This window comes from Pseudomonas sp. AU11447 (assembly GCF_001672555.2).
Classification (GTDB): Bacteria; Pseudomonadota; Gammaproteobacteria; order Pseudomonadales; family Pseudomonadaceae; genus Pseudomonas; species Pseudomonas nitroreducens.
The window spans coordinates 127686-142636 of the sequence record NZ_LZDG02000043.1; the positions used below are offsets into that span (position 1 = coordinate 127686).

9 protein-coding genes are annotated in these 14951 nt (G+C 65.6%); 6 read left to right on the forward strand and 3 right to left on the reverse strand.

Annotated elements, in window-relative coordinates:
• Positions 1 to 29 precede the first annotated feature (29 nt).
• Positions 30 to 785, reverse strand: coding sequence for a M15 family metallopeptidase (locus A6723_RS14030; RefSeq protein ID WP_054907371.1), 756 nt, complete (start codon positions 783 to 785; stop codon positions 30 to 32).
• Between the two features lie 6 nt (positions 786 to 791).
• Positions 792 to 2171 (reverse strand): exodeoxyribonuclease VII large subunit, encoded by a 1380-nt coding sequence (xseA, locus tag A6723_RS14035; RefSeq protein ID WP_054907372.1) that lies wholly within the window; start codon positions 2169 to 2171, stop codon positions 792 to 794.
• 148 nt (positions 2172 to 2319) lie between these two features.
• On the opposite strand from xseA, the gene guaB reads away from it, so the two are divergent.
• The 5 genes from guaB (at position 2320) to A6723_RS14060 (ending at position 9193) form a co-directional block, all read left to right on the forward strand.
• The gene (gene guaB, locus A6723_RS14040) at positions 2320 to 3789 is read left to right on the forward strand and encodes an IMP dehydrogenase (RefSeq protein WP_024762983.1); all 1470 of its coding nucleotides are present in this window, start codon (positions 2320 to 2322) and stop codon (positions 3787 to 3789) included.
• Positions 3790 to 3871: 82 nt separating this feature from the next.
• A complete protein-coding gene (gene guaA / locus A6723_RS14045; protein ID WP_054907488.1) occupies positions 3872 to 5449 on the forward strand; it encodes a glutamine-hydrolyzing GMP synthase in 1578 nt (525 codons plus the stop codon).
• 255 nt (positions 5450 to 5704) lie between these two features.
• The gene (locus A6723_RS14050; RefSeq protein ID WP_054907377.1) at positions 5705 to 7108 is read left to right on the forward strand and encodes a multicopper oxidase family protein; all 1404 of its coding nucleotides are present in this window, start codon (positions 5705 to 5707) and stop codon (positions 7106 to 7108) included.
• Positions 7096 to 7617 carry a tRNA adenosine(34) deaminase TadA gene (gene tadA, locus A6723_RS14055; RefSeq protein WP_054907378.1) on the forward strand — a complete coding sequence of 174 codons (522 nt, stop codon included), beginning with the start codon at positions 7096 to 7098 and terminating at the stop codon, positions 7615 to 7617. The genes A6723_RS14050 and tadA overlap by 13 nt, the downstream gene beginning before the upstream one ends.
• Before the next feature lie 319 nt (positions 7618 to 7936).
• Positions 7937 to 9193, forward strand: coding sequence for an amino acid permease (locus A6723_RS14060; protein ID WP_054907379.1), 1257 nt, complete (start codon positions 7937 to 7939; stop codon positions 9191 to 9193).
• 76 nt (positions 9194 to 9269) lie between these two features.
• Here the strand turns inward: A6723_RS14060 and mltF are convergent, their stop codons facing one another.
• Positions 9270 to 10748: a membrane-bound lytic murein transglycosylase MltF gene (gene mltF / locus A6723_RS14065; protein WP_054907380.1), complete on the reverse strand. Its 1479-nt coding sequence runs from the start codon at positions 10746 to 10748 to the stop codon at positions 9270 to 9272.
• 290 nt (positions 10749 to 11038) lie between these two features.
• Between mltF and purL the strand changes: the two genes are divergently transcribed.
• On the forward strand, positions 11039 to 14935 hold the full coding sequence (gene purL / locus A6723_RS14070; RefSeq protein ID WP_054907381.1) for a phosphoribosylformylglycinamidine synthase: 3897 nt from the start codon (positions 11039 to 11041) through the stop codon (positions 14933 to 14935).
• Positions 14936 to 14951: the final 16 nt, after the last annotated feature.

The following is a 14951-nucleotide window of genomic DNA, read 5'->3' on the forward strand; positions in this document are numbered from 1 at the left end:
AGGTCCGGGCTCCCCGGCAGAGGAAAAAGCTAGCGGTGCAGGCCCTCGAGCTGCTGGCGCCACAGCTGTTCCAGCGGCAGCACCTGCGCCGGGCCATAGATGGCGTGGGGCATGCCCAGGTGAGCGGCCCACAGCTGGTCGCCGTAGTCGTAGTGCCACCATTCGCTGGACAGGTTGCTGAACCCTGCAGCGCTCATGGCGTTGAACAGAATCCGGCGGTTGTCGCGGATGCGCCGCTGCTGCTCATCCGGCGCGGCGATCTCTTCGTAATGGCGGGTATAGGAGCGCGGCGTGGCTTCGTCGAACAGGCTGCCCATGTCCAGCCAGCGGCCTTCGCTGTCGCACAGGGTCAGGTCGATGGCGCCGCCGGTCAGGTGCGGGCTGGGCGATTCGGCGCGGGTGCTGGGCGGCGCGACGAATTCGCGGGTACGCCGGGTCAGCTCGGCTGGGTCGGCGTCTGGCTGGTGCTGGCGGAGGATGTCGTAGAGCGTGTCGTACAGGTGCTGCTGCACGGCGAACGGCCGCCAGGCGTCGAGGATGACCAGGCGCAGGCCGTCGGGCAGCAGGCTGGCAGCGTGCAACAGGCGCTCGAATACTCCCGTTCGGGCATAGCACTCCGGTTGCGCGTTGGGCACGCCGAGGCGGTGATAGGCCGGCCATACCGCGAAACCCGTGGCGATACCCATGGCCTGCAGCGGCTGGTCGCACTCGACGATAGGCACGCGGAAGGCCTCGGCCCAGTCAGGATCGGGTTGCGGCAGGATCGGCGCGAGCAGGTCGGTCATCGGTTCTCAGTCCAGCAGCGACAGGGTGACGGGCGTCTGGTGATTGTCTTCCACGCGCACTTCCAGCTCGCCGTCGCCCAGCTTGGCCTTGAGGCGCTGGCCGTTCTTCGTCTGCGCGGCGCTGCGGATCGCCTGGCCCTTGTCGTCCAGCAAGATGCTGTAGCCACGGCCGAGGGTCGCCAGCGGGCTGACGATGTGCAGCGTCTGCATCAGGCCGTCCAGGCGCTGGCGCTGTTCGCGCAGGATCGCATTGGTGGCGCGGGGCAGGCGGGCGCTGAGGTTGTCCAGGCGCTGGCGCAGCAGGGCCAGGTTGCGACCAGGGTGTTGGGCGGCGAGGCGAGTATCCAGGCGTGCCACACGCTCCTGGCGGATCTGCAACTGGCGCTCGAAGGCGCGGCGCAGGCGCATGTCCAGGTCGTCCAGGCGCTGGGACTGCTGGCGCAGGCGCTCGCCGGGGTGGCGCAGGCGCCGCGCGGTGCCTTCCAGGCGCAGGCGTTCGCGGGTCAGGCGGTCCTGGATGCGCAGGATCAGCCGGCGGCGCAGGCTGTCCAGGCGCTGTTGCAGGTCGCCGCTGTGGGGAGCCAGCAGCTCGGCGGCGGCCGAGGGCGTCGGTGCGCGCACGTCGGCGACGAAATCGCTGATGGATACGTCGGTTTCGTGGCCCACGGCGCTGACGATGGGCGTCACGCAGGCGGCGATGGCGCGGGCCACCGGTTCCTCGTTGAAGCACCAGAGGTCTTCCAGCGAGCCGCCGCCACGGGCCAGGATCAGGGCGTCGAAGCCCTGTGCGTCGGCCAGCTTGAGCGCGCGGACGATCTGCCCGATGGCTTCGCGACCCTGTACGGCGGTGGGGACCAGGGTCAGCTCGACCTGCGGCGCGCGGCGGCGGAACACGCTGATGATGTCGCGGATCACCGCGCCGGTGGGCGAGCTGACGATACCGATGCGCCGGGGATGAGCCGGAAGTTCGCGCTTGCGCTCGGCGGCGAACAGGCCTTCGGCGGCAAGTTTCTCTTTCAGCGCCTCGAAGGCCAGTCGCAACGCGCCATCGCCGGCGGGTTCGACGGTGTCGGCGATCAATTGGTAGTCGCCGCGTCCTTCGAACAGCGAAATCTTGCCGCGTACCCGCACGGCCAGGCCGTCGCGCAAGGCCTGGCGCACCCGCAGGGCGTTCTGCCGGAACAGCGCACAACGCACCTGGGCGTTGCTGTCCTTGAGGGTGAAGTACATGTGACCGGACGCGGGCCGCGCGAGGTTGGAGATCTCGCCCTCGACCCAGACCTGCGGGAATACGTCCTCCAGCAGGTGGCGGGCACGCTGGTTGAGCTGGCTGACGGTCAGAACCTCGCGGTCGAGGCCCAGCCGTTGGAAGGGATCTTTCTGCATGGCGAAGGATGATAAGCGGGCCTGTGGAACGGGGCCAGCGCGCAAGCCGGATAAAGACTGCATTCAGATCGTCTGGTTACGTTGAGCCGCACCCCCCAGCTGGGATATAATGCCGCGCTTCCATTTTTCCCGATCGGGAGCCCCCGCCATGCTGCGCATCAGCCAAGAAGCCCTCACTTTCGACGACGTCCTCCTGATCCCAGGTTATTCGGAAGTCCTGCCCAAGGACGTGAGTCTGAAGACTCGCCTGACCCGTGGCATCGAACTGAACATCCCGCTGGTGTCCGCCGCGATGGATACCGTGACCGAAGCCCGCCTGGCCATCGCCATGGCGCAGGAAGGCGGCATCGGCATCATCCACAAGAACATGAGCATCGAGCAGCAGGCCGCCGAGGTCCGCAAGGTCAAGAAGCACGAGACCGCGATTGTTCGCGACCCGGTCACCGTGACCCCGTCGACCAAGATCATCGAGCTGCTGCAGATCGCCCGCGAGTACGGCTTCTCCGGCTTCCCGGTGGTGGAAGAGGGTGAGCTGGTCGGTATCGTCACCGGTCGCGACCTGCGCGTGAAGCCGAACATCGGCGACAGCGTGGCCGCGATCATGACCCCGAAGGACAAGCTGGTCACTGCCCGCGAGAACACCCCGCTGGAAGAGATCAAGGCCGCGCTCTACGAGAACCGCATCGAGAAGATGCTGATCGTCGACGAGAACTTCTACCTCACTGGCCTGGTGACCTTCCGCGACATCGAGAAGGCCAAGACCTACCCGCTGGCGTCCAAGGATGACCTGGGCCGCCTGCGCGTCGGCGCTGCCGTCGGCACTGGCGCCGATACCGGCGAGCGTGTTTCCGCCCTGGTCGCCGCCGGCGTTGACGTAGTTGTCGTCGACACCGCCCACGGCCACTCCAAAGGCGTGATCGATCGCGTCCGCTGGGTCAAGGAAACCTTCCCGCAAGTCCAGGTCATCGGCGGCAACATCGCCACCGGCGAAGCGGCCAAGGCACTGGCTGACGCTGGCGCCGACGCCGTCAAGGTCGGCATCGGCCCGGGCTCCATCTGCACCACCCGTATCGTCGCTGGTGTCGGCGTGCCGCAGATCTCCGCCATCGCCAACGTCGCCGCTGCCCTGGAAGGCACCGGCGTTCCGCTGATCGCCGACGGCGGCATCCGCTTCTCCGGCGACCTGGCCAAAGCCATGGTGGCTGGCGCCTACTGCGTGATGATGGGTTCGATGTTCGCCGGCACCGAAGAAGCGCCGGGCGAGATCGAGCTGTTCCAGGGTCGTTCCTACAAGTCCTACCGTGGCATGGGCTCCCTGGGCGCCATGGCCGGTTCCACCGGTTCCTCCGACCGCTACTTCCAGGACGCCTCCGCTGGCGCCGAGAAGCTGGTGCCGGAAGGCATCGAAGGCCGCGTGCCCTATAAGGGCCAGCTGACCGCCATCGTCCACCAGCTGATGGGCGGCCTGCGTGCCGCCATGGGCTACACCGGCAGCGCCGATATCCAGGACATGCGCACCAAGCCGCAGTTCGTGCGCATCACCGGCGCCGGCATGGCCGAGTCCCACGTCCACGATGTGCAGATCACCAAGGAAGCCCCGAACTACCGCGTAGGTTAAGGGTTTTTCGGTAAATGAGTCGGACACGGGGCTGGTTGATACAGCCCCGTGTCGTTTAAGAATTTCGCTACGAGAGATGGCCATGGCCCAAGACATTCACGCTCACCGGATCCTGATCCTCGACTTCGGCTCCCAGTACACTCAGCTGATCGCCCGCCGCGTTCGCGAGATCGGCGTGTACTGCGAGATCCACCCGTTCGACATGAGCGACGACGAGGTTCGTGCCTTCGCCCCGCGCGGCGTCATCCTGGCCGGCGGCCCGGAGTCGGTGCACGAAGCCAACAGCCCGCGCGCACCGCAGGCGGTGTTCGATCTCAAGGTGCCGCTGTTCGGCATCTGCTACGGCATGCAGACCATGGCCGAGCAGATGGGCGGCAAGGTGCTGGGTTCGGACCTGCGCGAGTTCGGCTACGCCCGCGTTGATGTGGTCGGCAAGGCCCGCCTGCTTGACGGCATCGAAGATTGCGTCAGCGAAGACGGCGTGTTCGGTCTCGACGTGTGGATGAGCCACGGCGACAAGGTCACCGAGATTCCCGAAGGCTTCCACATCCTCGCCAGCACCCCGAGCTGCCCGATCGCCGCCATGGCGGACGATGCCCGCGGCTACTACGGCGTGCAGTTCCACCCGGAAGTGACCCACACCAAGCAGGGCGGTCGCATCCTCTCGCGCTTCGTGCTGGACATCTGCGGCTGCGAAGCCCTGTGGACCCCGTCCAACATCGTCAACGACGCCATCGCCACCGTTCGCGCCCAGGTGGGTTCGTCCAAGGTGCTGCTGGGCCTGTCCGGCGGTGTGGATTCCTCGGTGGTCGCGGCCCTGCTGCACAAGGCCATCGGCGACCAGCTGACCTGCGTCTTCGTCGACAACGGCCTGCTGCGCCTGCACGAGGGTGACCAGGTGATGGCCATGTTCGCCGAGAACATGGGCGTCAAGGTGATCCGCGCCAACGCCGAAGAGAAGTTCCTCAGCCGTCTGGCCGGCGTCAGTGACCCGGAGCAGAAGCGCAAGATCATTGGCGGCAGCTTCATCGAAGTCTTCGATGAGGAAGCCACCAAGCTGAAGGACGTGAAGTTCCTCGCCCAGGGCACCATCTACCCCGACGTGATCGAGTCGGCCGGCGCCAAGACCGGCAAGGCCCACGTGATCAAGTCGCACCACAACGTCGGCGGCCTGCCCGACGACATGCAGTTCGAACTGGTCGAGCCGCTGCGCGAGCTGTTCAAGGACGAAGTCCGCAAGATCGGCTTGGAGCTGGGCCTGCCCTACGACATGGTCTACCGTCACCCGTTCCCGGGCCCGGGCCTGGGCGTGCGCATCCTTGGCGAAGTGAAGAAAGAGTACGCCGACCTGCTGCGTCGCGCGGACCACATCTTCATCGAAGAGCTGCGCAACTTCGACTGGTACCACAAGACCAGCCAGGCCTTCGTGGTATTCCAGCCGGTGAAATCCGTCGGCGTGGTCGGCGATGGGCGCCGTTACGCCTGGGTCGTTGCGCTGCGCGCCGTGGAAACCATCGACTTCATGACCGCTCGCTGGGCGCACCTGCCGTACGAGCTGCTGGAGAAGGTCTCGAACCGCATCATCAACGAGATCGAAGGCATCTCCCGCGTCACCTATGACGTGTCGAGCAAGCCGCCGGCAACCATCGAGTGGGAATGATCGGAGACGTTTAACGTTTCCTTAACGAGGAAAGCGGCAATCTCGCCGCTTTCTTCGACAGGCGAGGACGGGGATACCTGTCCTTGACCTGGCGCATGAGAGGCGTTTGCGCCTTCATGCACAGTTGCCTTCTGCTTCCTATGTGGGAAGCAGAGCAATGCAGCCGGCCGCAAGAGCCTGGCGCCGGGCGCGAACGCGCCAACCTCCGTGAAAGCCGATGGGGTCGCAAGTCCCTTGTTTGAGGAGTCTGGACCCATGTCGTTTACCCGTAGACAAGTACTCGGTGGCCTCGCTGGCCTGGCCGTCGTCGGCCTGGGCGCCGGTGGCGCGCGCATCTGGCTGGCGCGCCCGCAGGTAGCCGCCGAGCACGATTACGAACTGATCGCCGCGCCGCTCGACCTGGAGCTGGTGCCCGGCCACAAGACCCCTGGCCTGGGCTATGGCGGCCAGGCTCCCGGTGTGGAAATCCGCGCGCGCCAGGGTGACTGGCTGCGCGTGCGCTTCACCAACAAGCTGGACGAGCCGACGACCATCCACTGGCACGGCATCCGCCTGCCCATCGAGATGGACGGCGTGCCCTACATCTCGCAGCCGCCGGTGCAGCCGGGCGAGAGCTTCATCTACCAGTTCAAGACGCCGGACGCCGGCAGCTATTGGTACCACCCGCACCTGATGAGCAGTGAGCAGCTGGGCCGCGGCCTGGTCGGGCCGCTGATCATCGACGAGCGCGAGCCCACCGAGTTCACCAGCGAAAAGATCCTCAACCTGAAGACCTGGCACGTGGACGAGGAGGGCAACTTCACGCCCTTCAGCGTGCCGCGCGAGGCCGCGCGCGAAGGGACTCGCGGACGCCTGTCGACCATCAACGGCGAACGCACCCCGGTGATCGAATTGCCGGCCGGCGAGATCGTCCGCGTGCGTATCCTCAACGTCGACAACACCGTGACCTACCGCCTCAACCTGCCGGACGCCGAGGCGAAGATCTACGCCATCGATGGCCACCCGGTGGAGCCGCGCGATTTCGGCAAGGGGCCGAATGACCAGTATTGGATCGGCCCGGGCATGCGCCTGGAGCTGGGCATCCGCGGCCCGGCGGAAGGCGCCGAGCTGTCGCTGCGCAATGGCCCGGTGCGTCTTGCGACCATCCGTGGCGTCGCCAACCCGAAAGCGCCCACCGCCAAGTGGCCGGCGCCGCTGCCGCGCAACCCGGTGGCCGAGCCGGACCTGAAGAACGCCGAGACCATCAACTTCAAGTTCGAGTGGGTCGGCGCCATGTCCGACTACTCCAAGGGGCAGTCGGCGCCGTCGCTGTGGCAGATCAACGGCGTGGCCTGGCAGGGCGGCGAGGAGCACAAGCACAACGCGCCGCCGCTGGCCAAGCTCAAGGAAGGCAACAGCTATATCTTCGTGCTGCGCAACATGACCCAGTACCAGCATCCGATCCACCTGCACGGCATGGCCTTCAAGGTGCTGGATTCGGATCGCCGCGACATCATCCCGTACTTCACCGACACCTACCTGCTGGGCAAGAATGAGACGGCACGCGTGGCGCTGGTGGCGGATAACCCCGGCCTGTGGATGTTCCACTGCCACGTGATCGATCACATGGAAACCGGGCTGATGGGAACCATCGCGGTGGGCGAGGCATGGTGCGGCTGACCAACAGCAAGGGGCATCCGACGGTGAAGGGGCTGGCGCCGGTCATCGACCGCAGCCAGGACATCCCCTTCATGCGTGAAGCCATGGCCCTTGCCGAGCAGGGCGCGGCGCTGGGCGAAGTGCCCGTGGGCGCCGTGCTGGTGCTGGACGGCCAAGTCATCGGCCGAGGCTTCAACCGCCCGATCACCTCGCACGACCCCAGCGCCCACGCGGAAATGGTCGCCATCCGCGAGGCCGCTGCCGCCGCGCAGAATTACCGCCTGCCCGGCAGCACTCTCTACGTCACCCTCGAACCCTGCAGCATGTGCGCCGGCTTGCTGGTGCACTCGCGCATCCAGCGCGTGGTGTTCGGCGCCACCGAGCCCAAGTCGGGCGTGGTGGTCAGCCGGGGCAACTTTTTCGAACAGGACTTCCTCAACCACCGGGTGCTGGTGGAAGGCGGGGTGCTGGGGGAGGAGTGCAGCGCGATGCTCTCGGCCTTCTTCAAGGCGCGCCGGGCGACGTCCTGAGCGGCAATTCCCTGCGCCCAGATCGCTCGTAACTTATTGAAAAGATTGAGACATGCTTCCTGCGGCTAAAGTCGTAGAAGCCTGGCCGATTAGCCGTTGGTCCTGTGCTACTTTGCACGCCCGCCCCCGTGGCGGAGCTGACAGGCGCGCAAGTCCAAGAACAAAAGCCAGGACGCCTGCGGCACTCCATCGATTCATGCTGCCCATGAACGAGCCGGAGGCGCCCTTGTTCCTCGCTGCAATGCCGTTGTCCAGAAAGGCCATCAGCACGCTGAAGCTGGTCGCTCCGGATCTCGTCATTACACGTAGAGGACTTGTTATGAGCCAATCCGGGAACCCTTCGTTCCAGGACTCCACCGCCAGCGAAGCAGTGGATTCGTCGGGACTCGAGGTCAAACGCCTGAGCTTCCTGGAAGCCGTGGCGATGATCGTCGGCACCAATATCGGCGCCGGTGTACTTTCCATGGCCTATGCCAGCCGCAAGGCCGGCTTCATGCCGTTGTTGCTATGGCTGGCGGTTGCTGGCGTGTTCACCACCATCTCCATGCTCTACGTCTCCGAGACGGCACTGCGTACCCGCACACACAACCAGTTGAGTGGCCTTGCGCAGCGCTACGTCGGCTCCTTCGGTGCCTGGGCGATCTTCCTCTCGGTGGCGGTCAACAGTATTGGCGCGTTGATCGCCTACATGAGCGGTAGCGGCAAGATCCTCGCAGCCTTCTTCGGCATCAGCCCGGCATTGGGCAGCCTGCTGTTCTTCATTCCGGCAGCCGCTGTGCTCTACATGGGGCTGGGCGCAATCGGCAAGGGTGAGAAGTTCATCAGCATCGGCATGGTCAGCATGATCGTGATCCTCGTCGCCGCGACCTTGCTGAACGAGAACACCGAGTTCGTCCGCCTGCTCGAGGGTGACTGGATCTACATGGTGCCGGTGTTCAACATCGCGGTGTTCTGCTTCTCCGCCCAGTACATCGTGCCGGAGATGGCGCGCGGATTCAGCCATGCGCCCCGGCAGCTGCCCAAGGCAGTGATCACCGGGATGCTGACGACGTTCGTACTGTTGAGCGTGGTGCCGATGTCAGTCATTGCGCTGACCGGCCTGGAGAATCAGTCGGAAGTGGCGACCCTGGCCTGGGGCCAGGCTCTGGGGCAGTGGGCTTTCTTCACCGCCAATACCTTCGCCCTGTGCGCCATGCTGACCTCCTACTGGGGGTTGGGTGGCAGCTTCCTGACCAACATCTTCGACAAGTTCCACAAGCTCGGTCCGGAGAACCGTCCCAAGACTCGCCTGATGGTCCTGGCGGTCGTTGCGCTGCCGCCCTTCGTGCTGGCGTACAGCGGCCTGGTGGGCTTCGTCAACGCGCTGTATTTCGCCGGTGCCTTCAGTGGCGTGATCCTGTCGATCATGCCGATCCTGATGTTGCGCTCGGCACGCCGCAACGGTGACTTCGAGCCAGCCTGGAAGTGCGGCTGGATCGCCCACCCGGCGATTCAGGTGGTGATCGTGATGATCTACCTGGCCAGCGCCATCTATGCAATCTGCAGTGCGTTCAACCTGCTGCCTTCGGGCTGGTGAGTCGAAGCGGAAGTGAATGTAAAAAGCCCGGATGATTCCGGGCTTTTTCATGTCTGGGCTCGTGTCGTTGGGGCGGTCAGAGTTTCTGGTCCCGCCCGTCGTCGTCATCGTCGGGCTTGGTCTTGTTGACGCCCGGCAGGTGCAGGCCGCTCTCGGCGAGCTGGCCGCCTTCCATCTGCGGCTGGGTTACCCAGGTGAGGATGTCGTAGTAGCGGCGCACGTTCTGCACGAAGTGCACCGTCTCGCCGCCGCGCGCGTAGCCGTAACGGGTCTTGCGGTAGTACTGCTTCTGCGACAGGCGCGGCAGCATCTTCTTCACATCCAGCCACTTGTTCGGGTTGAGGCCCTGCTGCTCGGCCATCTTGCGCGCGTCGTCGAGGTGCGCGCCGCCGATGTTGTAGGCGGCCAGGGCAAACCACATGCGGTCCGGGTCCTTGATGCTGTCGGGCAGCTCGTCCTTGATCTGCACGTAGTACTTGCTGCCACCCTGGATGCTCTGCTTCGGGTCCAGGCGATTGGCCACTCCCATGGCCTGGGCGGTGCGGTTGGTCAGCATCATCAGGCCGCGCACGCCGGTCTTGGAGGTCGCGTCGGGCTGCCACATCGACTCCTGGTAGCCGATGGCCGCCAGCAGGCGCCAGTCAGCCTCGAGCTTGGTACCGCTCTGGCGGAAGTGCTGTTCGTACTTGGGCAGGCGTTGCTGCAGGTGCTGGGCGAAGGTGTAGGCGCCGACGTAACCCAGTACGTCCACATGGCCGTAATAGCGGTCCTTCAGGCGCTGCAGCAGGCCATCCTGCTTGGCCTTGTCGAGGAAGGCGTTGACCTTCTCCAGCAAGCTGTTGTCATCACCGGCCGGCAGCGCCCAGGCCAGCCCCTTGGCGTCGCCGAGATCGAAGGCGACGCGCACATTGGGGAAATACACCTGGTTCATTGCCAGTTCGTTCGAGTCGACCAGGGTCAGGTCGATCTCGCCGACGTCCACCATGCGCAGCAGGTCGACCATTTCGTCGGCATCGGATTCGCGGTACTCCAGCTTGGGGTACTGCTTCTTCAGTTCGGCCAGTTGGGCTGCGTGGCTGCTGCCTTTCAGGACGACGATGCGCTTGCCCACCAGATCGTCCGGGCGGGTAGGGCGCTGGGCACCGTTGCGGTAGACAACCTGCGGGGTGACGTCGAGGTAGGAGTGCGAGTAGCGCACCTGGCTATCGCGTTCGCCGCCCGGCGTCAGGCCGGCGGCAGCCAGGTTCGGCCCGCCGTCGCGGCCGATGCGATCATAGAGGTCGTCGATGTTGTCGGCGGTTTCGATCTGCAGCTGTACGCCCAGGCTGTCGGCAAAGCGCTTGGCCAGCTCGTACTCGAAGCCGGTGTCGCCGTTGCGGTCCTGGAAGTAGGTGGCCGGACTGTTGCGGGTGATCACGCGCAGCACGCCGTCCTTCTGCACGCGCTCGAGGGCCGTCGGGGCTTTCGCCTCGCTACAGCCGGAAAGCAGCAGAAAGATACAGGTCGCCAAGATCCAGGCGGTGCAGCGCACACGGGACACAGTCAGGGCAAGCATCAGGGCAGTATACGCAAAGGCAGTTGTGCGCCATATCTCGACAGCCGACGGCTTCTCTGCTAGCTGGCGCGCCGTTCGTCGGCCTGTCGGACACGGAGGGCCGGACGCAAGCGCTCGCGCGGCCGTCGCTCGAAGGCATTCGAAGATGAATGGCGATTTTCGCGGGAGCAACGGCAAGGAAGGCGCTTGAGAGCTGCCGCCACGCAGCGCTTTACGGTAGAATGCACGGCCTCTGTGGGCCGGCCCGTCCGGCCCCACACACTTCCCCGTCTCCAGAGGCTGTTCCGACAATGCTGATCCTGCGCGGTGCTCCCGCCCTTTCCGCTTTCCGCCACGGCAAACTGCTCGACCTGCTGACCCAGCATGTGCCCGCCGTCACCGGGCTGTATGCCGAGTTTGCGCACTTCGCCGAGGTCACCGGAGCCCTCAACGCCGAGGAAGAACAAGTCCTGGCGCGCCTGCTGAAATACGGCCCGAGCGTCCCGGTGCAGGAGCCCGCCGGCCGTCTGTTCCTGGTGGTGCCGCGCTTCGGCACCATCTCGCCCTGGTCGAGCAAGGCCTCGGACATCGCCCGCAACTGCGGCCTGGCCAAGATCGAGCGCATCGAGCGCGGCATCGCCTACTACGTCAGCGGTGAGCTGAGCGAGGCCGACGTACAAGCCGTTGCCGCCCGCCTGCACGACCGCATGACCCAACTCGTGCTCAACGAGCTGGAGCAGGCTTCCGCCCTGTTCAGCCACGCCCAGCCGAAGCCGCTGACCGTGGTGGACATCCTCGCCGGTGGTCGCGCCGCGCTGGAGAAGGCCAACCTCGAGCTGGGCCTGGCCCTGGCCGATGACGAGATCGATTACCTGGTGAAAAGCTTCGTCGAGATGGGCCGCAACCCGCACGACGTCGAGCTGATGATGTTCGCCCAGGCCAACTCCGAGCACTGCCGCCACAAGATTTTCAACGCCAGTTGGGACATCGACGGCCAGTCGCAGGACAAGAGCCTGTTCGGCATGATCAAGAACACCTATGAAATGCACCGCGAAGGCGTGCTGTCCGCGTACAAGGACAACGCCGCGGTCATGAAAGGCTACGTCGCCGGCCGCTTCTACCCGAACGCGGAAACCCGCGAGTACGCGGCGAGCGAAGAGCCCGTGCACATCCTGATGAAGGTGGAGACCCACAACCACCCGACCGCCATCGCCCCGTTCCCCGGCGCCTCCACCGGCTCCGGCGGCGAGATCCGCGACGAAGGCGCAACCGGCCGCGGCGCCAAGCCGAAGGCCGGCCTGGTCGGCTTCACCGTCTCCAACCTGAACATTCCCGGCTTCGAGCAGCCTTGGGAAGTGCCGTACGGCAAGCCCGAGCGCATCGTCACTCCGCTGGACATCATGATCGAAGGCCCGCTGGGCGGCGCCGCGTTCAACAACGAATTCGGCCGTCCGAACCTGGCCGGCTATTTCCGTACCTTCGAGCAGGCCATCGCCACTCCGCGTGGCGAGGAAGTCCGTGGTTACCACAAGCCGATCATGATCGCCGGCGGTCTGGGCAACATCCGCGAAGACCACGTGCAGAAGGGTGAGATTTCGGTCGGTGCCAAGCTGATCGTGCTCGGCGGCCCGGCCATGCTGATCGGCCTGGGCGGCGGTGCCGCGTCCTCCATGGCCACCGGCGCTTCCGCCGCTGACCTGGACTTCGCCTCGGTACAGCGCGAGAACCCGGAAATGGAGCGCCGTTGCCAGGAGGTCATCGACCGCTGCTGGCAGATGGGCGAGAACAACCCGATCAAGTTCATCCACGACGTGGGCGCAGGCGGCATCTCCAACGCCCTGCCGGAACTGATCAACGATGGTGGCCGTGGCGGCCGCTTCGAGCTGCGCGCCGTGCCCAACGACGAGCCGGGCATGAGCCCGCTGGAAATCTGGTGCAACGAGTCGCAGGAACGCTATGTGATGTCGGTCGACGCCGCCGACTTCGAGACCTTCAAAGCCATCTGCGAGCGCGAGCGCTGCCCGTTCGCCGTGGTCGGTGAAGCCACCGAAGAGAAGCAGCTGACCGTCGCCGACAGCCACTTCGGCAACAACCCGGTGGACATGCCGCTGGAAGTGCTGCTGGGCAAGCCGCCGCGCATGCACCGTTCGGTCACCCGCGAAGCCGAACTGGGCGATGACTTCGCCACTGTCGGCCTGGACCTGACCGAGTCCACCCAGCGTGTGCTGCGTCACCCTGCCGTGGCCAGCAAGAACTTCCTGATCACCATCGGCGACCGCACCATCACCGGCCTCGTGGCGCGCGACCAGCTGGTCGGCCCGTGGCAGGTGCCGGTGGCTGACTGCGCCGTCACCGCCACCAGCTTCGACGTCTACACCGGTGAAGCCATGGCCATGGGCGAGCGCACTCCGCTGGCCCTGATCGACTCCCCGGCCTCGGGCCGCATGGCGATCGGTGAGACCATCACCAACCTGGCTGCCGCGAGCATCGACAAGATCTCCGAGATCAAGCTCTCCGCGAACTGGATGGCCGCTGCCGGCCACCCGGGCGAAGACGCGCGCCTGTACGACACCGTCAAGGCTGTCGGTATGGAACTGTGCCCGGCGCTGGGCATCACCATCCCGGTGGGCAAGGACTCCATGTCCATGAAGACCCGCTGGCAGGATGGCGACGCCGAAAAGAGCGTGACCTCGCCGATGTCGCTGATCATCTCCGGCTTTGCCCCGGTCAACGACGTACGCAAGACCCTGACCCCGCAGCTGCGCCTGGACAAGGGCGAGACCGACCTGATCGCCATCGACCTCGGTCGCGGCAAGAATCGCATGGGCGGCTCCATCCTGGCCCAGGTCAACGGCCAGATCGGCCGCGCCGCTCCGGACGTCGACGATGCCGAAGACCTGAAAGTCTTCTTTGCCGTCATCCAGGGCCTGAACGCCGACGGTCACCTGCTGGCCTACCACGACCGTTCTGACGGTGGCCTGATGGCCACCGTGGTGGAAATGGCCTTCGCCGGCAAATGTGGCCTCGACCTGAGCCTCGACGCCCTGGCCGATAGCCGTGACGAGCTCACCGCTGCCCTGTTCAACGAAGAACTGGGTGCGGTCATCCAGGTTCGCAGCGGCGCCACGCCGGAAGTGCTGGCCCAGTTCAGCGCCGCCGGTCTGGAAGACTGTGTCGCCGTCATCGGCCAGCCGGTCAACGGCGCCGAGATCAACCTGGAGTTCAATGGCGAGCGCGTCTTCAACGACCAGCGCCGCAACCTGCAGCGTATCTGGAGCGAAACCAGCTACCGCATCCAGCGCATGCGCGACAACGCCGACTGCGCCGACCAGGAATTCGACGGCCTGCTCGACGAGGACAACCCCGGCCTGTCGGTGAAGCTGAGCTTCGACGTCAACGACAACATCGCCGCGCCCTATATCAAGAAAGGCGTGCGTCCGCAGATTGCCATCCTGCGCGAGCAGGGCGTCAACGGCCAGGTCGAGATGGCGGCTGCCTTCGACCGCGCCGGCTTCGCCGCGGTCGACGTGCACATGAGCGATATCCTCTCCGGCCGCATCAGCCTGGAGCAGTTCAAGGGCCTGGTGGCCTGCGGCGGCTTCTCCTACGGCGACGTGCTGGGCGCCGGCGAAGGCTGGGCCAAGTCGATCCTGTTCAACGCCCGTGCCCGCGATGGCTTCCAGGCCTTCTTCGAGCGCAAGGACAGCTTCGCACTGGGCGTGTGCAACGGTTGCCAGATGATGTCCAACCTGCACGAGCTGATCCCCGGCACCGAGTTCTGGCCGCACTTCGTGCGCAACCGCTCCGAGCAGTTCGAGGCGCGCGTGGCGATGGTCCAGGTCCAGGAGTCGCAGTCGATCTTCCTGCAGGGCATGGCCGGTTCGCGCCTGCCGATCGCCATCGCCCACGGTGAAGGCCATGCGGAGTTCGAAAGCGAGGAAGCCCTGCTCGAAGCCGACCTGTCCGGTACCGTGGCCATGCGCTTCGTCGACAACCTGGGCAAGGTCACTGAGACCTACCCGGCCAACCCGAACGGCTCGCCCCGTGGTATCACCGGCCTGACCAGTCGCGACGGCCGCGTCACCATCATGATGCCGCACCCGGAGCGCGTGTTCCGCGCCGTGCAGAACTCCTGGCGTCCGGACGAGTGGGAAGAGGACGGCGGCTGGATGCGCATGTTCCGCAATGCCCGCGTTTGGGTCGGCTGAGTTCGGCCTTCATGCG